This window comes from Shewanella sp. Sh95 (assembly GCF_001308045.1).
Taxonomy (GTDB): Bacteria; Pseudomonadota; Gammaproteobacteria; order Enterobacterales; family Shewanellaceae; genus Shewanella; species Shewanella xiamenensis.
The window spans coordinates 138,285-158,781 of record NZ_LGYY01000276.1; the positions used below are offsets into that span (position 1 = coordinate 138,285).

At 45.6% G+C, this 20,497-nt stretch carries 14 protein-coding genes; 5 read left to right on the top strand and 9 right to left on the bottom strand.

Annotated elements, in window-relative coordinates:
• Positions 1–2: 2 nt before the first annotated feature.
• The 3 genes from gltS to folX form a co-directional block, all read right to left on the bottom strand.
• On the bottom strand, positions 3–1,226 hold the full coding sequence (gene gltS / locus AEA42_RS21305; RefSeq protein WP_037426727.1) for a sodium/glutamate symporter: 1,224 nt from the start codon (positions 1,224–1,226) through the stop codon (positions 3–5).
• Between the two features lie 550 nt (positions 1,227–1,776).
• Positions 1,777–2,667: a TIGR01777 family oxidoreductase gene (locus AEA42_RS21310; RefSeq protein WP_055648779.1), complete on the bottom strand. Its 891-nt coding sequence runs from the start codon at positions 2,665–2,667 to the stop codon at positions 1,777–1,779.
• Between the two features lie 82 nt (positions 2,668–2,749).
• Complete coding sequence (gene folX, locus AEA42_RS21315; protein WP_037419769.1) at positions 2,750–3,118, bottom strand: dihydroneopterin triphosphate 2'-epimerase; 369 nt, start codon at positions 3,116–3,118, stop codon at positions 2,750–2,752.
• A 98-nt stretch (positions 3,119–3,216) separates the two neighbouring features.
• Between folX and AEA42_RS21320 the strand changes: the two genes are divergently transcribed.
• Together AEA42_RS21320 and AEA42_RS21325 are read left to right on the top strand one after the other, a co-directional pair.
• Positions 3,217–4,323 (top strand): AI-2E family transporter, encoded by a 1,107-nt coding sequence (locus AEA42_RS21320; RefSeq protein ID WP_047537032.1) that lies wholly within the window; start codon positions 3,217–3,219, stop codon positions 4,321–4,323.
• A 6-nt stretch (positions 4,324–4,329) separates the two neighbouring features.
• Positions 4,330–5,241 carry a class I SAM-dependent methyltransferase gene (locus AEA42_RS21325; protein ID WP_055648780.1) on the top strand — a complete coding sequence of 304 codons (912 nt, stop codon included), beginning with the start codon at positions 4,330–4,332 and terminating at the stop codon, positions 5,239–5,241.
• A 589-nt stretch (positions 5,242–5,830) separates the two neighbouring features.
• On the opposite strand, the gene AEA42_RS21330 is transcribed toward AEA42_RS21325, so the two are convergent.
• The 3 genes from AEA42_RS21330 to ackA all read right to left on the bottom strand — a co-directional run bounded on the left by AEA42_RS21330 (position 5,831) and on the right by ackA (position 10,197).
• The gene (locus AEA42_RS21330; RefSeq protein ID WP_055648781.1) at positions 5,831–6,265 is read right to left on the bottom strand and encodes a hypothetical protein; all 435 of its coding nucleotides are present in this window, start codon (positions 6,263–6,265) and stop codon (positions 5,831–5,833) included.
• A 458-nt stretch (positions 6,266–6,723) separates the two neighbouring features.
• Entirely contained in the window at positions 6,724–8,877 is a 2,154-nt protein-coding gene (gene pta, locus AEA42_RS21335; protein ID WP_037419786.1) for a phosphate acetyltransferase, read from the bottom strand.
• A 120-nt stretch (positions 8,878–8,997) separates the two neighbouring features.
• Positions 8,998–10,197, bottom strand: a complete 1,200-nt coding sequence (gene ackA, locus AEA42_RS21340; RefSeq protein ID WP_037419788.1) for an acetate kinase — start codon at positions 10,195–10,197, stop codon at positions 8,998–9,000.
• Between the two features lie 141 nt (positions 10,198–10,338).
• On the opposite strand from ackA, the gene yfbV reads away from it, so the two are divergent.
• Positions 10,339–10,782 carry a terminus macrodomain insulation protein YfbV gene (gene yfbV / locus AEA42_RS21345; RefSeq protein ID WP_086023991.1) on the top strand — a complete coding sequence of 148 codons (444 nt, stop codon included), beginning with the start codon at positions 10,339–10,341 and terminating at the stop codon, positions 10,780–10,782.
• Positions 10,783–10,796: 14 nt separating this feature from the next.
• Here the strand turns inward: yfbV and pflA are convergent, their stop codons facing one another.
• Positions 10,797–11,537: a pyruvate formate lyase 1-activating protein gene (gene pflA, locus AEA42_RS21350; RefSeq protein WP_037419790.1), complete on the bottom strand. Its 741-nt coding sequence runs from the start codon at positions 11,535–11,537 to the stop codon at positions 10,797–10,799.
• A gap of 63 nt (positions 11,538–11,600) precedes the next feature.
• Positions 11,601–13,883, bottom strand: a complete 2,283-nt coding sequence (pflB, locus tag AEA42_RS21355) for a formate C-acetyltransferase (protein ID WP_055648782.1) — start codon at positions 13,881–13,883, stop codon at positions 11,601–11,603.
• Between the two features lie 1,028 nt (positions 13,884–14,911).
• Between pflB and focA the strand changes: the two genes are divergently transcribed.
• Together focA and yfcC are read left to right on the top strand one after the other, a co-directional pair.
• Positions 14,912–15,886, top strand: a complete 975-nt coding sequence (gene focA / locus AEA42_RS21360) for a formate transporter FocA (protein ID WP_055648783.1) — start codon at positions 14,912–14,914, stop codon at positions 15,884–15,886.
• Between the two features lie 268 nt (positions 15,887–16,154).
• Positions 16,155–17,723 (top strand): putative basic amino acid antiporter YfcC, encoded by a 1,569-nt coding sequence (gene yfcC / locus AEA42_RS21365; RefSeq protein ID WP_082389689.1) that lies wholly within the window; start codon positions 16,155–16,157, stop codon positions 17,721–17,723.
• A gap of 152 nt (positions 17,724–17,875) precedes the next feature.
• Here yfcC and AEA42_RS21370 read toward each other — a convergent pair whose 3' ends face one another.
• Positions 17,876–20,371, bottom strand: coding sequence for a TonB-dependent receptor (locus AEA42_RS21370; protein WP_231640425.1), 2,496 nt, complete (start codon positions 20,369–20,371; stop codon positions 17,876–17,878).
• Positions 20,372–20,497 lie beyond the last annotated feature (126 nt).

The following is a 20,497-nucleotide window of genomic DNA, read 5'->3' on the forward strand; positions in this document are numbered from 1 at the left end:
GGTTACATTATAAAACTGAGGTAGCCCTGCAATACAATCAAATTGACGATATCGATAAAGAAGGCGCCGACAATCGGTACCACCATAAAGGCCTGAGGAGAAGGGCCAGTGCGCGATACCAGTGCGCCCATGTTCATCACTGCGGTTGGGGTGGCGCCCATACCAAAGCCACAGTGACCGCCAGTGATCACTGCTGCATCGTAATTGCTGCCCATCACTTTAAAGGTTACAAAATAGGCGAACAGCGCCAGCACGACGGTTTGCACCAACAGGATAATAAGTAGTGGGATCGCTAGATCTAAAATTTCCCACAACTTGAGATTCATCAATGCCATAGAAAGGAATAACGACAGTGCCACTGTGCCTATTACATCGATACTCTCGGTATGCGGTTTATAACCACGGGTGACTTCGGTGATGTTGGCGATGATAACGCCAAGAAACAGGGCATAGACAAAGTCTGGCATCTTGAGCCAATTCAGCTGATATTCGCTGACAAACACAGTAAACCATTTTGCCCCCGCAACGCAGATCAGCAGTACAAACAGGGTTTCGATGATTGTCTTGGCGGTGACTTGGTCCTCTTCGAGCTGATCATAGGTCACCAGTTGTGGATGCGTGGCGTGGTGCTTACGGCCCATGCCGTAACTAGATATCAGATTGTGCTTGCCAATGAGACGCTGCGCGACAGGGCCGCCGATAATACCGCCCATGACCAAGCCAAAGGTGGCCGCCGCCATGGCAAGTTCTAAGGTGTTGATGCCGTAGTTTTCGGCAAAGGTTTGTGACCAAGCAACACCTGTTCCATGGCCGCCAGAGAGGGTAATCGAGCCTGCAATAAGTCCTAAGATAGGGTCTAAACCAAGGAGGCTCGCGAGACTCACGCCAACCGCATTTTGAATAATAATATAGACCGAGGCCACGCCGAGAAAGATAAACACTTTCTTGCCGCCACTAAGCAGTAGCTTATAGTTAGCCGATAAACCTATGGTGCTGAAAAACATCAGCATTAAGGTATTTTGCATGGGTAAACTAAAGATGAGAGTGATGTCTTGGAAATGTAAAAAGGCAACGACTGCGGCGATGACCAGTCCACCTACGATAGGCTCTGGAATATTGTATTGTTTAAAAACACGCACATGGCGATTGATGGAATGGCCAATAAACAGCACGAAGATAGCAATTAAGAACGACTCGAGTTCGCCAATTGTGTAAGTGGTGTGCATGATAGTTCCTTACAAATGGTTTGTGTGGGAATACCGCTCGACTCAAGGTGAGTTAGGGTGACCCATCTCATTGTTTAGCTCTCGCTAATGCTAAGTGTTAAACGCGCGATCTAAGGACCGATTCTTGTCAATCCCCAAGGTTGGAGAAGAAATATTAAGCGCGAATATGAACCGTATTGGTATAGTTGATCAGCATCGCCACCGAGTGGGCGAATACTGAAGATAATGGTCTTGCTTGGGGCGTTAACTGTGCTTCAGTGCGGGAGCTAACACGACAATATCGATAAGCAAGAGGCGAAAGTGTAACAGAAAAATGGGTTCATGTCGCTAAATAGTCTTTAGAATCATTGTGTTGTATTTATGTTTTGATGCTGTTGCCAAATCGGTCTAATCAGCCTTGTTGCACTAAGCTGATAAACAAATTCTATACTTGGTTTTTTATCTCTGATTTCTAAGTCATTCTTCAGTATCATATTAACGCTTGTCGATTGGCTTGATAACATTTTATTACCAAGCCAGTTACGGGGTATGAATGGCGCCATATAACAGATTAACTTGTGAGTAGGTCTTTAAGTGCTGGCTCAAGTTGAGTAAAACGGAAACTAAAGCCTGCGTCGAGCGCATGTTTGGGGAGAACAAATTGGCCTTCGATCAGCAGATCCGCCATTTCACCCATTGCGAGTCGTAAAACTGGTGCAGGTGCTGTCATAAAGGCTGGACGGTTTAATACTCTACCAAGAGTTTTAGAAAATTCAGCATTACTGACAGGATGGGGGGCTGTGGCATTAAATATGCCTTGGCAAGTTTCATGACAAAGTAGAAAGTCGATCAGGGCCACCATATCGTGGATATGTATCCAACTCATCCCTTGACGACCATGGCCTATAGGCCCACCAAGGCCGAGTTTAAAGGGCGGGAGCATTTTAGCTAGCGCACCGCCATGCCCAAGCACTATACCCGTGCGTAGGATACAAACACGGGTTTTAGTTGCAGCCTCTAGCGCGAGTCGCTCCCATTCTTTACAAATGTCATGGCTGAATTCAGGGTTTGGGGCTGCGTGTTCGTCAATCGTATTCGCGCCTTGACGGCCGTAAAAGCCAATTGCAGAGCCGCTTATCATCACCTGAGGTGGATTACTGCTTTGCAAAATCAGTTGGCTTAGTCTTGCGGTGATATTCCAGCGACTATCGCAGATGCGTTGTTTTTGCTGCGCACTCCAACGTTTAGCAACAATCGGTTCTCCGGCGAGATTGATCACGGCATCGATATGATTCAAATCATCAATTTCGTCTAAGGAGCTTAGATATTGATGCTGTGGGCCCAATAATTGCCGACTATTGGCAGGATGGCGAGTCAGCAATAACAGTTGGTGATGGTTGGCTAAATGGGCCACTAATTGCTGACCAATAAACCCACTTGCTCCCGTTATCAAAATCTTCATCGTCAAATCCTTAGGTGAGGGTGGCTATCTTTTATTTCAAACCTTATAAGCAATATACGACAACGGACAAGTGGGGATCACTTTATTGATTTTTTTGGTAACACAGTTCCATCGATACCGAATCAGCAAAGCGCAGGGCATGGGGCTTATCGATTTCGACACTGGCAAATTCAACCCAAGGATGTTCGCTGGCAATGGCTAAGGTTTGGCTGGTAAGGTTTTCAAGTAGTGAGAAGCGATTGTTTTCAATCAACTCAATGATCTTTTTTGTGATAGTACGATAATTAAGCGCATCATCGACATTATCGCTGTTGCGAGCTTTGGCGGCGCAGTAATGGATAACGACATTAATGATTACATCCTGCCTATTTTGGATTTCATCTTCTTTTATGCCGATAAAAGTGCGCAGTCTTAAGTTTTTAATGCGTATAATCGCGGTTTCTGGTTTCATAATAACAATCTAGTATCTAATGCTTAGGTGATTGAGTTTGAGACATTTCTTAGGCTAGCCTAACAACTTTATCGAAGATCAAGAAGGATTTTTACTCCATGACACGATCCAATTCGCCGACTGCCGCCTATAAAGGTTTTGCAGTTATGGCTTTTGTAGTGATTATTTTGGCAGGGATAAAGGCCGCCAGCCCGATTGTTGTTCCCTTTGTTTTATCCTGTTTTATTGCGGTGATTTGTAATCCTGCGATTGTCTTGATGACTAAATATAGGTTGCCTAAATGGCTTGCCGTGATCCTGCTAATGGGGTTTATCGTGTTGATGGGCTTATGGCTCGCCTCTTTAGTGGGCAGTTCAATCAATGAGTTTTCTAAGCAGTTGCCCCAATATCGCGATCAGCTGGTGGAGCAGTTTTCTTGGGTGCTACATAAGTTACAGGCACTCAATATTCAAATCTCTAAGGAGCAAGTGTTAGCCTATTTTGACCCTGGCATGGCGCTATCTATGACCACCAATATGTTGTCGGGTGTGGGTAATGTGATGGCGAATTTGTTCCTTATCATCCTGACCATCGTCTTTATGCTATTTGAAGCGCAGTCTTTACCGAAAAAACTGCACTTGGCCTTGGATGACCCGGATATGCGCCTGCAACAGATTGACCGTTTTCTGCAATCGGTAAATCAATATATGGTGATTAAAACCCTCGTTAGTTTAGCGACGGGTTTGATAGTCGGTATTGGACTGGCCTTTATCGGTGTGGATTACGCGCTGCTTTGGGCGGTTATCGCCTTTTTATTCAACTATATTCCCAATATCGGTTCAATTATTGCCGCTATTCCTGCTGTATTGCTGGCCTTTATCCAATTAGGCCCTGCCGCAGCAGGCGGAACCGCGCTGCTTTACATCGGCGCGAATATGGTGATGGGCAATGTGGTCGAGCCTAAATTTATGGGCCGCGGTCTCGGGCTTTCCACTTTAGTGGTATTTCTATCGTTAATTTTTTGGGGCTGGTTGTTGGGTTCTGTTGGCATGTTGTTGTCGGTTCCCTTAACCATGGTGGTTAAAATTGCCCTTGAATCCAGTAAGAGTGGTAGCTGGTTAGCCATTTTATTGTCCGATGATGTGGATGATAAACTGGTGAGCCAATCGACAAGCACTACTCCGGTTTCTGAACCTGTCGATACTCATTCAACTGATAAGAAGTAGTAGATAATGCAAGGTTTTATAGATGCACTGGCGACAATAAAAGTCAGTGAAGATGCCACGCGCTTATTCCACGGCCGCGGTGGACATTATCCAGGTTGCGAGCATCTTTGCTTAGACTGGTTCGCGCCCGTATTGTTATTGACCAGTTTTTCGGCCCTTGAGGCAGCTGAGCTCGCCCTTTGCCAACAGGCCATTACGGCACGTTGGCAAGTGATACAACCCAATCAGCCATTAAATTTGGTGTATCAATACCGCAGTGGTGGCGAAACCTTTAGTCAATTACTGGCGGGTGACGTGCCAGAGCCTCATATCGTGACTGAAAATGGTGCGAGGTATCAGGTACATTTACTGCGTGGTCAAAACCACGGTTTGTTCCTCGACATGGCCAATGGCCGCGAATGGGTGAGAGCCAATGCACGCCACAAGAAAGTGCTGAATTTGTTTGCTTACACCTGTGGATTCTCGGTGGCAGCACTGCAGGGCGGCGCCGATGAAGTGGTGAATATGGACATGAGTAAGGGGGCACTTGCGATAGGTAAGCAGAATCATCTGCTGAATGGCTTTACCGCTGGCGCGCGTTTTTTAGGGCACGATATTTTTAAATCGTGGGGTAAATTGCGTAAGTTAGGCCCCTATGACATCGTGGTTGCTGATCCGCCGAGTAATCAAAAGGGCAGTTTTGTAGCAACTAAGGATTATGTGCGTTTGCTCAGGCATTTACCCGAGTTGTTAGCCGATAATGCTGAAGTCTTGCTTTGCTTAAATGCGCCAGAGCTTGACACTCAATTTTTGCGTCAGCAGGTTGCGGAGGCGGCTCCTGAGCTTGAATACCTTGAACGTTTACCTAACCCTGCATCCTTTGCAGACATCTCTGAGGAGAAATCATTAAAGGTGCTGCGGTATCGTTTAAAAGCGTAAACTACAGTAGTCATCAGGGTTAAGTGGCCTTGATGACTACTTTTATAGCATCGATATTATCTTTCTACGCAATTGCTCTCAGTTTGCACTCATCTTCTAATATGCTTTATTTATCAACCACAATTCTTTAGCACATCATCCTACACCGGCTGAAAGTCTTTCATGGTTTAATACTGCTTTTTGGCATTTTAGATGATAAAGCACCGATTTCATCTTTAAGTTGGAAACAAAACTGAAAGTTTTCTGTAATTGTTGATTTTGCTTTGGTATACTCAGCGCCACGGAAATTCCCTTTCCTCATGGGCAAAATGTCTGCATAGAACGACATGCCTTTGCGACCTTACAAAATCGAGCAGGAGTTGTTATGGAAGTTCATGAATACGAAAACGCTTACTACCAAGTTAAAGACGATGTGATGACGTCTTTACCTGCGCAGAACGAAGAAGAAGCGGTCTAAGTTCTGTAAGCCATTCGCTTACAGGACAATTCTGAGTCTGAAGTAACAAATACAAGCACATGAAAATAGCAACCTTGGGGTTGCTATTTTTTTATCTGAGTTCGGATATTCGTTTGATGCGTTATCAACCTATTAGCCATTGACCTTACGTTTTTCGGGCATAATCTCAACGATAATCCACTTACCGCTTATTTTATGCAGGCGAATTGTTCTGTCATCAATCCAAGGTTGCCCTCCCTTTAAGCCCTTCATCTTGACGACTACTAAGACGTCTTTAGTAAATTTACGGAAAAAGTCGATATCAATATCATCAATTTCCATTTCGACATTAGTCATAGACAGGCTAAGCACATTACGTTGTACTGCGGCAGCGATATAGTAGTGGGTGAGTACCTCTTTGAGCTGCTCATTGACATACTGCTTGGCTTTTTCGACATCTCGGTCAACATAAATGGCGCTAAAAAAGCCTAGGCTGACTTCTTCGGGCGTGAGCACGTGTTGTTCTTTGTCTGTGGGTTCGCCACAGCCAAACAAAAACAGTAATGAAAGGAAAAATAAGGTTCTCATGGCTTTTAGTTATAGGAATTTGTCACGAGTATCGCGATTTTAGCGGCTATGTTCAAGTTTTGTAATAATGGGCATCTTTGGCGAGAATGTCTTGACTCCTGTCTAATGGTTGTGGCATACCTTAAAGGATTCGCTTTTTAGGTTATCCACAGAATCTGTGGAAAAGTATGTTGAAGACTAGATGGATACTTTATAAGTGTCTGATACTCTAGCGCTTTATTGGCTGGTTAAAAAGTGACGCCTTTCTGTTAAGCCTTATTTCTGGCCTTTCCTTGTGGATATTTTTATAAAACTTTCCAGTCTATTCACAGCATTTGTTTTTCATCAGCAACATTTTCACCGTATTTTGGCTTTAATTTAAGCGTTTAATGCTGTCTATTTTGCGACCATTTGCCTCTGGAAATAAAAAAGCACTGAACAAGTCAGTGCTTTTAGGTTGAGCGTGTTGTTAGCTTAATTTACGATTTTTTAGCATCGTTTTGTGACGCTTGAATTGCCGTGAGGGCGATAGTGTAGACAATGTCATCCACTAACGCACCGCGGGATAAGTCGTTCACAGGTTTACGCATACCTTGTAGCATTGGGCCAATGCTGATGAGGTCAGCACTACGTTGTACTGCTTTGTAGGTGGTGTTACCCGTGTTGAGGTCGGGGAATACAAACACAGTGGCTTGACCTGCTACAGGGCTGTTAGGTGCCTTAGAGCGAGCCACGTTTGGCATAACGGCCGCGTCATATTGAAGTGGACCGTCAATAACCAGATCAGGACGTTTTTCTTTGGCGATACGAGTGGCTTCACGTACTTTATCCACATCTGAACCAGTACCTGAGTTACCCGTTGAGTAGCTGATCATCGCTACTCTAGGCTCGATACCGAAGGCTTTAGCAGATTCTGCCGATTGAATCGCGATATCGGCCAGTTGTTCAGCATTAGGATCGGGGTTAATCGCGCAGTCACCGTAAACCAGCACTTGATCTGGCATCAACATAAAGAAGATGGAAGAAACAAGGCTCGAGCCTGGGGCTGTTTTTATCAATTGTAGCGGTGGACGGATGGTGTTGGCGGTGGTGTTAACCGCGCCAGAGACAATGCCATCGACTTCGTCTTGTGCCAGCATCATAGTGCCGAGCACCATGTTGTCTTCTAACTGCTCTTTGGCAACGACTTCGGTTAAGCCTTTACTACGGCGTAGATCCAACATTGGCTCTACATAGCGATCACGTACTTCATCTGGGTCGACAATAACAACGCCTTCACCCAGAACGACATCTTGCTGCGCCGCTATACGCAGAATTTCATCTTTTTTACCTAATAGCACGCAACGCGCGATACCACGTTCAGCACAAATGGCCGCGGCTTTGATCGTACGAGGTTCATCACCTTCAGGCAGCACCACGGTTTTGTGGGCGGCACGGGCAAGCTCGGTTAGCTTGTAACGGAACGCTGGTGGTGACAAGCGATGTTCCCGCGGAGAGTTTTTCGTGACACTCTCAATCCACGTTTGGTCGATATGGCTAGCGACATATTCCTGCACTAAGTCGATACGAACGGCATCATCGACAGGCACTTCATGGTCGAAGCGTTGGATATTTAATGAGGTTTGCCAAGTATTGGTATCAATCAGGAAAACCGGTAAACCTGTCTCAAAAGCTTGTTCACAGAGTTTAAGGATCTCTGGCTCAGGCTCGTAGCTACCAGTCAGCAGCAGGGCACCAATCTTCACGCCGTTCATGGCTGCAAGACACGCTGATACGATCACATCGGAGCGATCGCCTGAAGTCACCAGTAAGGAGTCTGTCTTAATATGGTTGACCATATTAGGCAAGCTGCGAGCACAGAAGGTGACTTTACGTAGACGGCGAATATTCATCTCACCGGCATTAAGAATCCGTGCGCGTAAGTGTTTAGCTAAATCAGAGGCGCGTGGTGCGACTAAGTCTAGGTTGTAAGGCACGCTACCTAAAATGCGCAGTGGGCTCTTACCTGGCAGTTGGAACATGATAGAGGCATCAGAGCGTTGTACACCTTGATGATCAAACACTTCTGATAAGTCTGGGCGTGCACGACCTTCATCGTCCACTGGTGCACCAATCTTGTTGATCACGGCACCAATCAGACGTTTGTTGTTTTTGCCACCCCAAGAGTTGTAGGCAATTTCGAGGCGATTCATTAACCCTGTTGGAGTATCACTGCCAGGAGTGGCAATGAAAATCACGTCAGCATCCATGGCTTTAGCGATAGCGTAGTTAACGTCATCGGCAAAGGGATGGTTGCGGGTAGGTACCAGACCTTCAACAATCAGGGTTTCGGTGTTGCTGGCGCATTCTGCGGCGCGGGCAATGATTTGCTCCATCAGCACATCGGTTTGATCGGCGCGGATCAACGCTTCAGCATGGGCCATATCGAAGGGCTCTAACGGATTAACCGTTGGCGATTTGCTTAAAATCGTGGTTGAGCGTTCTGGACCGTTATCATTCGGACGAAGCTGTGAAATAGGCTTAAAGAATTGGACTTTTACCCCGTGGCGCTCTAATGCGCGCACCATACCAAGGCTTAAGGAGGTCAGGCCGACTCCTGTACCTATGGGGATTAACATAATATTTCGAGACATAAAAACCTCTAAGTTCGATGGTTTTTGGCAGAGTAGTCTCTGCGGATTTGCTTGTGTTTGTTAGTTGTAGGTCACTAATAATAAAGCCGTTTGACGACGCAAACGGCTTAATGAGTCTTATTATTTACTAATGAGTTTAATTGAATCTTCGGCGATAACCCACTCTTCGTTGGTTGGGATGACCATGGCGACAGTACTGTTGTCGGCGGTGATAATGCCTTTCTTACCGAAGCGTGCCGCTTTGTTGCGCTCGCTATCAACATGGAAATTAAATATTTGCAGCATGTTGAGTACTTTCTCGCGGATGATGTCGGAGTTTTCGCCGATACCGCCAGTAAAGACTACGGCATCTAAACGACCAAGTGGAACAGTATAAGAAGCAATGTATTTCGCTAGACGGTAGCAGAAAATCTCCAGTGCTAAGGTTGCGCCTTTGTGACCATCGGCATAACCTTCTTCGATGCCACGGCAGTCGTTAGTCAGTTCAGAAATCCCCAGCAGACCACTTTGCTTGTTCATCAGGTTGTTGACTTCTTCCAGCGTGTAACCGAGTTGGTGTACTAAGTGGTAGATGATCGATGGGTCGAGATCGCCACAGCGTGTGCCCATGACTAAGCCTTCAAGCGGCGTCAGTCCCATTGAGGTATCAACGCTCTTACCGCCTTTAACCGCCGTCACAGAGGCACCGTTACCTAAGTGCGCGCAGATCACATTGGTTTCTTCTAAAGGCTTGTTCAACACTTTAGCGGCTTCACGGCTGACAAACAGGTGGCTAGTGCCGTGCATGCCATAACGGCGGATACCGTGCTCACGGTACAATTTGTATGGCAGGGCGTAGATGAAAGCGCGCTCTGGCATACTTTGGTGGAACGCAGTATCGAACACCGCCACTTGTGGCAGTTTAGGGAAAGACGCAATGGCGGCGCGAATGCCGATAAGGTGCGCAGGGTTATGCAGCGGTGCCAGTGAAGAACATTCTTCAATACCTTTGATCACATGCTCGTCGATGATCACAGAGCGGGTGAACTTTTCTCCACCGTGTACGATACGGTGACCTACGGCTTGAATTTGTGCGGCTAATTCAGGTTGACCGGCGAGGATTTTATTGACGATAAATTCAACGGCTTCACGGTGAGCGGTGAATGCACCTAAAGAGGACTCATGTTTTTCACCGTTGATTTTCCATTTAATGCGCGAGTCTTCTAAGCCAAAACACTCGGCTAGGCCAGAGATCTGATCGTCACCTGTTTGCGCGTCAATGACGGCAAATTTGAGTGAAGAGCTACCGCAATTGAGTACTAAAACCAGTTTATTAGACATGTGTAAACCTTTTGCCATTGTGTTTAAGTTAACGATTCAAAATCTTGGGAACACGCGAGTAATTTGCCATCACAGTCTTGGGGCGTAGTGCCAGATTGTGCTATGGTAAAAGCAGTATTCCTCTGTAGTAGGTGTCTAAAATTGAGTCTCAATATTCTCAAAACCTTAGGTGACGGTCGTCGTTATATGAAGACGTGGCCTATGGTTAGACAACTGGGTTTGTATTTTCCTGAGTATCGGGTGGTACGCGCCACTCAGCTTGCCATTCTGGTGATGCCAGTATTGGCAATTTTAGCGAGCGTGAGTCAGCTCTATACCTATGGTTGGGGATTTTTACCCCAAGCACTCACTATCGCGTTGTTTTTTATCAGCCTGCCATTGCAGGGCTTATTATGGCTAGGCTGGCGTGCGCGCCATCCATTACCGTTATCGCTGTTCGACTGGAGTAATCAGTTGAGTGCGAAATTGTCTGCCATGGGCATTCATTGCCAATCCTTGGGCGCTAAGGCGTGTTACCTTGATATGGCGCTCATCTTAAAAATAGCCTTTGAGCGCTTAGATGCCAGTTATTGGGAGGAGCTTTAAGCCTCCCTTGACGCTTAATATGCCGCGTTAATCCCCTGTGAGCTAAACACGGCTTTAATTTTTTCCATGGTTTCGCGACTAGGTGGTGCGACACCATCAAGTTGATAGCTTTCTCCCATCGCTTCCCACTTGTGTTTACCAAGCTCGTGGTAGGGTAGGAGTTCTACTTTTTCAATATTCTTCATGGGTTTGATAAATTCGGCCAGTTGTAATGCCGAGGCTTCATCATCAGTAAATCCACCCACGACCACATAACGTATCCAAGTTGGCTGATTGCGTTTGGCGAGGTACTCGGCAAATTGCAGCGTTCTGTGGTTGCTAACCTTGGTCAGTTCAATGTGTTTATCGTCATTCATCTGTTTGATATCGAGCAAAACCAGATCGGTATTATCGAGTAGCTCATCAATCACTGGTGTGTACTTACGCACAAAGCCATTAGTATCTAAACAGGTATGAATGCCTTCTTTTTTACAGGCTTTAAAGAGTTCGGCGACAAACTCCGCTTGTAATATGGCTTCGCCGCCGCTAGCGGTGACGCCGCCGTTGCTGGCATCGAGGAAGGGGCGGTAGCTAATGATTTGGCTCATTAACTCGTCGACTTGTACTTCCTTACCTCCATCGAGATCCCAAGTATCACGGTTGTGGCAATATTGGCAGCGCATTAAACAGCCCTGCATAAAGGTGATAAACCGTATGCCTGGACCATCCACTGTGCCAAAGGATTCCACTGAGTGGATCCGACCGGTAACTGCCATTGTGACTCCTGTTGAAATAAGTGAGGCTGTAGCACATTGTACTACAGCCTTACCTAATTTAGCTTACAGACCTTTTGTGAACGTACGCGTGATCACATCTTGTTGCTGTTCTGGAGTCAGTGAGTTGAAGCGAACTGCATAACCAGAAACACGAATGGTCAGTTGTGGATACTTGTCTGGGTTGACAACCGCATCCTCGAGCATTTCACGGTTCATCACGTTCACGTTCAAGTGTTGACCGCCTTCGTGTCCTTCGTTGTGGGCAAAATATCCGTCCATCAACGCTGCTAAGTTGGTACGACGACCATCTTCATCTTTACCTAGAGCATTAGGTACGATAGAGAAGGTGTAAGAGATACCGTCCTGAGCGTGGGCGAAAGGCAGTTTAGCCACTGAGGTTAACGAGGCGATTGCGCCTTTTTCATCACGGCCATGCATTGGGTTTGCACCCGGTGCAAATGGCGCACCTGAACGACGACCGTCTGGTGTGTTACCGGTTTTCTTACCATAAACCACGTTCGAGGTGATGGTCAGAATTGACTGAGTTGGGATCGCGTTGCGGTACATTTTACGGTCGCGAATTTTCGCCATAAAACGTTCAACTAAGTCACAGGCGATATCGTCAACACGTGGGTCGTTGTTACCAAATTTTGGATAGTCACCACTGATCTCAAAGTCAACGGCAATGCCATTTTCATCACGTACAGGTTTAACTTGAGCGTACTTGATGGCTGACAGTGAGTCGGCTGCGATTGAAAGCCCTGCGATACCACAGGCCATTGTGCGACGTACATCTCTGTCGTGCAGCGCCATTAGCGCAGCTTCGTAGGAGTACTTGTCGTGCATGTAGTGAATAGCGTTCAGTGCTGTGACATATTGCGTTGCTAACCAATCCATTAAACCGTCTAAGCGATTCATCACATCATCAAAATTCAGCACTTCGTCAGTGATTGGGTCGGCTTTTGGCGCGATTTGGATTTTCAGTTTTTCGTCAACGCCGCCGTTAATTGCGTACAACATGGTTTTGGCTAAGTTAGCGCGAGCACCGAAGAACTGCATGTGTTTACCCACAACCATTGGGCTCACGCAGCAAGCGATTGCATAATCGTCAGATTGGAAATCTGGACGCATTAAGTCATCGTTTTCGTACTGAATTGAGCTGGTGTCGATAGACACTTTTGCGCAGTACTTTTTAAAGCCAATAGGCAGTTTTTCAGACCAGAGCACAGTGATGTTTGGCTCAGGGCTTGGGCCCATGGTGTATAGCGTGTTCAAGAAGCGGAAGCTTGATTTGGTCACCAGTGTACGGCCATCTAAGCCCATACCGCCGATAGATTCGGTTGCCCAAATTGGATCGCCTGAGAATAACTCATCGTATTCTGGAGTACGTAGGAAGCGCACCATACGCAGTTTCATCACGAAATGGTCAATCATTTCTTGAGCTTGTTGCTCAGTGATAACACCGTTTTTCAGATCGCGTTCGATATAGATATCCAGGAACGTTGAAGTACGGCCTAAAGACATGGCTGCGCCGTTTTGGCTCTTAACCGCAGCTAAGTAACCGAAGTAAGTCCATTGGATAGCTTCTTTAGCATTGGTTGCTGGGCGAGAAATATCGAAACCGTATTTTGCGGCCATTTTCTTCATTTGGCCCAGTGCGCGGTGCTGCTCGGCAATTTCTTCACGCAGTTGGATAACGTTAGATAAATCTTCGCCGGCTTCAAACTGGGCTTGCAGTGAGCTGAACTGGGCAAATTTATCCTTCATTAAGAAGTCGATACCGTAAAGTGCAACACGGCGATAGTCACCGATGATACGGCCACGGCCATAGGCGTCGGGTAAACCGGTTAATACACCGGATTTACGACACGCCATGATTTCTGGGGTGTAGACGTCGAATACGCCTTGGTTGTGGGTTTTACGCAGTTCTGAGTAGATGTATTTAACATCTTCATCTAGTACGCGATCGTAGGCGGCGCATGAGCTTTCCACCATACGAATACCACCGTTAGGCAACATAGCGCGTTTGAGCGGCGCATCAGTTTGTAAACCAACGATAGTTTCTAAATCTTTATTGATATAACCCGCGTCGTGGGAAGTGATGGTTGAAACCATCTTAGTGTCGAAATCAACTGGCGCATGGGTACGGTTTTCTTGCTTGATGCCTTCCATCACTTTGTCCCACAACTTGGTTGTGGCTTCGGTGGCACCGGCTAGGAATGACTCGTCACCTTCATAGGGAGCATAGTTTTGTTGAATAAAGTCACGTACATTGACTTCAGATTTCCAATCGCCAGGGGTAAAACCTTCCCATGCGTTGGCAAACAGTTCAGTTTTGTCGGTCATCGTACTAATACCTTTTGGTTGAGATAAAGGTCATTGGCGCTCATGGGGTAAGCCATGTTGAGTATAGGCCAATTGCTATTTCCTGATTAAAGCTCCCTTCAAGATGACGCCCTATGATGGGAACTGGAACTTGGGGATGTTTATCGCGCCAAGTGTCTGTCTATTGATACCCGATAAGATGACAAATATACGTTTAACGTGGATTATCGGCTATCGATAACTCTTTTTATAAATTGGTAAGACCAATTATCCATAAGCATATTAACATAGCTCTTACTGTCTCGCATCTTAAACGGGCGAGTTTGTACTCTGTTAATCTTAAATTTGCTAGCGAGGTAGCATTTTTTTAGCACAATAAGGATTAAAGCACGCTTTTGTTGGCCCATTGCGGGCTGAAGCTATCGCTTATTTAACAGACTGTCGCGCTTTTAATCGGCGAAAGCTATCACCGTATCGATTGATTTTTAATGGTTACGATTTAATCTCCAATGGGCAGGTAAAGCTGGGATGAAAAAGGCCTGATTATACGGAATGCTTGGCGGTGCTAAAGCATTTAAAGATAAGGATGTTGATGCGGAATATTGTTGTGTCGGGCTTCGAATACTGTGATTTCTTGTTGAGCCGCTATTTAAAAGATTACAGCACTTAGTCAACAACCCGCCATCTCAGTGAAGGATACTTATGCTTCACTCACTCTGTATAAGGTTAAATCTGCTTAATCTAGTCAGTGAATAATGCTTAGATGGGCGGTGATAAATTGGCAAAATGCAAACAAAATTGGTATGACCAATTAACCTTTTGTGTTTGCCTCTTCAAAAATTTTACATTTTACCTGTGAATAACATCACGCTTTGGCAAACTCTGCTTCACGGCGAATACGATTTGTATGTTACAAAGCGTGACTTTAGTGAGTCATCATTTAAGCAAGTCTTAATGTAAATTTTGATTGGTTTGATCTGCGCCTCGGCGCTGTAGGAGAGACCTATGTTGCAAGTTCGCGTTTGTTTATCGGGTTTGGGAGTACGGTTATGAAAGACTCACATGCTAACGCTCCACAGACATCATCAAATGGCTATGAGCCTGTGCAGGTTTCTTCGCATTTTAGTTGTTATCACCAAGCCGAAATCTATGGCAAAAGTAAAGTGGTTAAGGCGCCTTGGCAATCCTTTGGTTTAGCGGTATTTGCGGGTGCCTTTATTGCTTTAGCCTTTGTGTTTTACCTGACCGTCACCACGGGCGCGGGCGATAGTGCATGGGGCTTAGTACGTCTTGTGGGCGGTATCGCCTTTAGCTTAGGGTTAATTTTGGTCGTGATTTGCGGCGGCGAGCTGTTCACTAGTTCAGTCTTAAGCAGTGTGGCTTGGGCGCAAAAACAAGTGACTACCAGTGAGTTACTCAAATGCTGGACGCGAGTTTACCTAGGCAACTTTGTCGGCGCCATGTTGATGGTCGGCTTGATTATGGCGGCGGGCTTATATGAGCTTGATGGCGGAAATTGGGGGCTAAATGCTTTAAAGGTCTCACAACATAAGCTGCACCATACATGGATTCAAGCATTTAGCTTAGGTATTTTATGTAATATGCTGGTATGTCTTGGTATTTGGATGACCTTCGCCAGCCGAGAATCGCTAACCAAAGCCATTTTATTGATCCTACCTGTAGCCATGTTTGTTAGTAGCGGTTTTGAGCACAGCATTGCAAACCTGTTTATGGTGCCGTTTGGGATAACAATTCAAGCTGTGGCAAGTCCTGAGTTTTTTGCTTCCTTAGGTATTACCCAAGAACAATTTGCCGATTTAACCGTAACAAATTTTGTATTCAATAACTTAATTCCTGTGACCTTAGGCAACATCGTCGGCGGCGGCGTGATTGTTGGCCTCGGCTATTGGTGGATTGAACAAGGACAACTTGCCTTACCCGATCCACAAAAATCCCATCAGGCTCATTTTTTCGCGTCACCATTGCATACTGAAAAGGCGAAAAATAGCCAAGAGAGTAAGTAAGAGAGTTTGTAACTAAGCGAGTCAGTCGCTTAGGTTTGTGGTAAGTGTTCCTTGAGTGACTGTTTACCTTAGGCTTATAGAAATGCCCAGTTTTACTGGGCATTTTTTTGTTTTTTTCACCGCAAAGGCTTTTTTATGCAGATTACTTGTTTGTGATAGATGTGACCATTTTGCATATTCATGCAAGTGAATGAAGATTTTATATACTGATTTACAGCGCTTTAGTTTATAGTGCGGCCTTTTCCGTTTGACATAAAATGGCGCATCTATGACGACTCCACCTTCGACGAATCAGCCAACAGAAGCAGCTCAGACTGCTCCGGCATCATCCGCTTCACACACTCCCTCACCATTTCAAATGCCCGATACCTTAGTGATCATCTTTTTTGTGGCATTGCTTGCGGGATTAATGACTTACTTTATCCCCATCGGGTCGTTTCAAACCCAAGAGGTGCATTATCTGGCTGATGGTGTCGATAAAGCGCGGACGGTGGTCGACCCTACTTCTTTTGCCTATCAATTGGATGCTGCGGGCGAGCCTAAATTGCAACCTGTGGCATTGTTTAAAGGCGAGGGCGGGGTTGGCTTTTTTAACTTCGCCTTTGAGGGCCTAACTTCAGGATCTAAATGGGGCAGTGCGATTGGCGTGATCATGTTTATGCTGGTGATTGGCGGCTCCTTTGGAGTGGTGATGGCCACAGGCACCATAGATAACGGCATCTTAAAGTTAATCGATAAAACCCGTGGCAATGAAAAGTTGTTCATTCCGGTGATATTTACGCTGTTTTCCCTTGGTGGCGCCGTGTTTGGCATGGGAGAAGAGGCCATAGCTTTTGCCATTATCATCTGCCCATTAATGATCCGTTTGGGCTATGACGGCATCACCACTGTGATGGTGACCTATGTGGCGACTCAAATTGGTTTTGCCAGTTCTTGGATGAATCCCTTCAGTGTGGCGATTGCCCAGGGTATTGCGGGAATACCGGTTCTTTCAGGCAGTGAGTTTCGCTTTCCTATGTGGCTTGGATTCACCTTGATCGGGATTGTTTTTACCATGCGTTACGCCCATCGCATTCAGCAGCAACCCAGTTTATCCCATAGTTTTCAGTCCGATGCTTATTTTCGAGAGCATCATGCCAATACGACATTAGAGAGTCGCTTTAATCTTGGCGATATACTGGTTTTAGCATTGTTAGTGCTCACTATGGTATGGGTGATTTGGGGTGTAGTGGTAAAAGCTTGGTTTATCCCTGAGATTGCCAGTCAGTTTTTTACCATGGGTATGGTAGCTGGCGTCATTGGCTGTGTGTTTAAACTTAATGGATTGACGCTTAACAAGGTGGCGCAGAGTTTTAAGGACGGCGCTAAAACCATGTTAGAGCCAGCTCTTTTAGTGGGATGTGCCTCGGGGATTTTACTGCTCCTTGGCGGCGGTGCACCGACTGAACCGAGTGTGTTAAATACGGTACTTAACAGTGCTGGCGGGGTGATTGGCCATCTGCCTGATGCGCTCTCGGCGTGGTTTATGTTGCTGTTTCAATCTGTATTCAACTTTTTTGTGACTTCAGGGTCAGGGCAGGCTGCCTTGACTATGCCACTGATGGCACCTCTTTCTGACATTGTTGGTGTGACGCGCCAAGTGGCGGTATTGGCCTTTCAATTAGGCGATGGCCTCACCAATATCATAGTGCCCACTTCAGCGTCTTTGATGGCCACTCTTGGCGTATGCCGCGTCGATTGGGGTAACTGGCTGAAATTTGTATGGCGCTTTATGCTGCTGCTGATGCTGGTCTCAAGCGTACTGGTGATTGGCGCGCATTATCTTGGATTTAACTAGGTGCGAGAATTTAGCTAGGCGCTAGGGGTAACCTGAAGCAGCGGGGTAAATAGGCGCTAAGGTTAACTCAGTTAATTGGTTAAACAGCAGATAAAAAAACGGCATCCGAGGATGCCGTTTTTGTTGTGGTTTCCTATCTTCCTAAAGGGAAATTAGAATTTCACTTTGTATCCTGCAAATACGACACGACCTAAGATATTATGAGTATCTGTATCGTATCCTGGATAGCCTAAGCTGTAGTTAACAGTTGGCATTGCATCAAACAGGTTACGAGCACCTACAGTGACTTTACCGTAGCTGTCGAAGTCGTAGTTCAGTGTCAGATCCCACGTGGTGAAAGATGAGAAGTCTTGTTTATTCGTGCCAACTTCTTGTTGTTGTGGCGTTTCACCATCGTAAGAATCAATGTACTTAGCAATCAAAGATGCAGAGAAGTCATCAATTGCATAGCTAAATGTCGTGTTGAAGCGTAGTGGCGGATAACCTTTAGTCCCTAACACATCATAACGTTTAGCAATTGGGCTTGCTTGTTCGGTGTATTCCAGGGCATAAGTACCTTCAACTGCAAACTTAAATGTACCAATTTCCCCTAAATCGAAGTTTGACGTGAAAGATACGTCAAGACCCGAAGTTTGTACGCCGTCCATGTTGATGTTGCCTGCACCAATCTCATCGATAGTGCCATCAGCTTTACGTTTAACATAGATGTATTTAGGGTCATAGGCACCTAAGCCACCAATTGCTTCTAAGTCAACGATAGTTTGTGCACCGATGTAGCTTACTTGATCAGTGATTTCAATGTTGTAGTAATCAACAACAAAATCGATATTCTCAGTAATATTCCACACTGCGCCGAAAGAGTATTGAGCAGATTTCTCTGGATCTAGGTCTTTATTACCTGAACTCTTACGCAGATATTGGTTATCTTCACAAGCAGGATTACCGTTTTGTTGATCAGGTGGTAGACTTTGGCACAGAGTAGTATCTGTGACTCTGTCGTAACTGGTTGCTGGTTTGCCTAACAGGTCATCTAGTGACGGTGCTCTAAAGCCTTGGCCATAAGATGCACGTAGCACTAAGTTATCTAAGGCTTCGTAACGTACGTTTACAGAGCTAGAAAGCTGACCAACATCTGGTAAGCTATATTGGTCGTAACGGCTTGCGAGCTTCACGTTCAAGTGATCTAAAACTGGTAACTCTAACTCAACGAATGCCGCTTTGTAGCTTCTATCGCCAGCAGAATCACCACCATAAGTCCCTAATACGTTACCTGCTGCTTGTTGAGCGTCACGGGAATCTTTGTATTCAATTTTTTGGTATTCCATACCAACAGCATAACCTAAGTCACCGCCAGGTAAGGAAATTGGAGCAAGTGCCGCCCATGACAATCCGGTGCCGGTTGTATTTGAGGTTGCTTTACGAGTAGCTGTGTGTAAGAAAGTATCTAAAGTGGCTTGAGTTGCGTTGCCACCTTCAACGAATGGGTTATACAAACCTTTATCAACCGCTTCTTGCAGCTTATCTTCGAAGACATAAGAGTCAGTTTCAATGTTTACAATTTGATCTGAGTATTGAACGTACCAGCTCAGAGAGCCTGCATCTAACTCAAGGTTTAAACCTGTTACTATGTCAACTACATTTGAGTCGAATTCCGTTGAACGGTCTGCTACGCCTTTCAAGCGATGATAAGCTTGAACTTCTGACGCATTAGCTGTGCCGAACGTTGGGTTTAATGGGTTATCGGCTGCTATGTATAGGTTAGGAGTCCACAGCGCAGTAGAAGATGTGATGGATTTATCACGCATTACGATAGCTTGACCAAACCACTCTAATTCATCAGTAATACGGTAAGTCATATTTGAGAATACAGAGTCTTTTGTTTGATCTGGGAGATAGTCAGTACCGTCAAACTGGTTAAAACCACAAGCTGAACCGTCTTTGGTGGTTACAATGCGATCGGCTGGACAATCTTTACCTGGAACCTGTAAGCCTGTATAGACAGGTGTGCCGAATGTGCCATCTGCGCCTTTCACTGGACGAGATTCAACTGGACGATATGTGCCTTCTGGCGCATACAAGCCGCTACGGCCGTATTTCTTATCCCAGTTAGCGGTTAAGTGAGGACGTTGGCCACCTTGCAGTGGATCAAATTGCTTGTGTTCGATGATTACTAAGCTGCTGCTTTTATCACTGGTATTACCAAAAGTGATAGAAGCCGACTTTTCATCTCTTCCGCCTTGAGTTGGGCTACCAAATTTGGCATCAAATGCTAAACCGTCGAAAGTCTTCTTAAGGATGATGTTGATTACACCACCGATAGCATCTGAACCATAAATTGCTGATGCACCGTCACGTAAAATTTCAATACGTTCAATTGCATCCATTGGAATTAAATTGAGGTTAGTGGCATCACCACCAAATGTAGCAGATGGCGCAATACGGCGACCGTTGATCAAGGTTAGCGTACGGTTTGAGCCTAAACCACGCATACCTGAGCTAGCATGGTTACTTGCAGAACTACCTGCATCGCTAATGAAGCTACCGGCAGTGTTAAATGGCATTTGTGCTAAAACAGCAGAAACATCACTTAAACCTGTTTTTGCAATATCTTCAGCAGATAAAACTGTTACTGGTAACGCTGATTCCACCCGAATTCAACTGCGAAGTGCGACACTCGCCAATATCAAGCAGCCAATACCATTTCTTTAAAGACAATCGCTGGTTGCTTGAAATCTAAACACTTTTTCGGTCGATAATTTATCCGTGATAAAGCG

Bases quoted from the DNA above. Each gene is read 5' to 3' on its own strand.
- pflB (WP_055648782.1), bottom strand. From the start codon at position 13,883: ATGACCGACAAAACTGAACTGTTTGCCAACGCATGGGAAGGTTTTACC.
- AEA42_RS21330 (WP_055648781.1), bottom strand. From the start codon at position 6,265: ATGAGAACCTTATTTTTCCTTTCATTACTGTTTTTGTTTGGCTGTGGC.
- AEA42_RS21310 (WP_055648779.1), bottom strand. From the start codon at position 2,667: ATGAAGATTTTGATAACGGGAGCAAGTGGGTTTATTGGTCAGCAATTA.
- folX (WP_037419769.1), bottom strand. From the start codon at position 3,118: ATGAAACCAGAAACCGCGATTATACGCATTAAAAACTTAAGACTGCGC.
- yfcC (WP_082389689.1), top strand. From the start codon at position 16,155: ATGACGACTCCACCTTCGACGAATCAGCCAACAGAAGCAGCTCAGACT.
- pflA (WP_037419790.1), bottom strand. From the start codon at position 11,537: ATGGCAGTTACCGGTCGGATCCACTCAGTGGAATCCTTTGGCACAGTG.
- focA (WP_055648783.1), top strand. From the start codon at position 14,912: ATGAAAGACTCACATGCTAACGCTCCACAGACATCATCAAATGGCTAT.
- AEA42_RS21320 (WP_047537032.1), top strand. From the start codon at position 3,217: ATGACACGATCCAATTCGCCGACTGCCGCCTATAAAGGTTTTGCAGTT.
- pta (WP_037419786.1), bottom strand. From the start codon at position 8,877: ATGTCTCGAAATATTATGTTAATCCCCATAGGTACAGGAGTCGGCCTG.
- AEA42_RS21325 (WP_055648780.1), top strand. From the start codon at position 4,330: ATGCAAGGTTTTATAGATGCACTGGCGACAATAAAAGTCAGTGAAGAT.
- ackA (WP_037419788.1), bottom strand. From the start codon at position 10,197: ATGTCTAATAAACTGGTTTTAGTACTCAATTGCGGTAGCTCTTCACTC.
- gltS (WP_037426727.1), bottom strand. From the start codon at position 1,226: ATGCACACCACTTACACAATTGGCGAACTCGAGTCGTTCTTAATTGCT.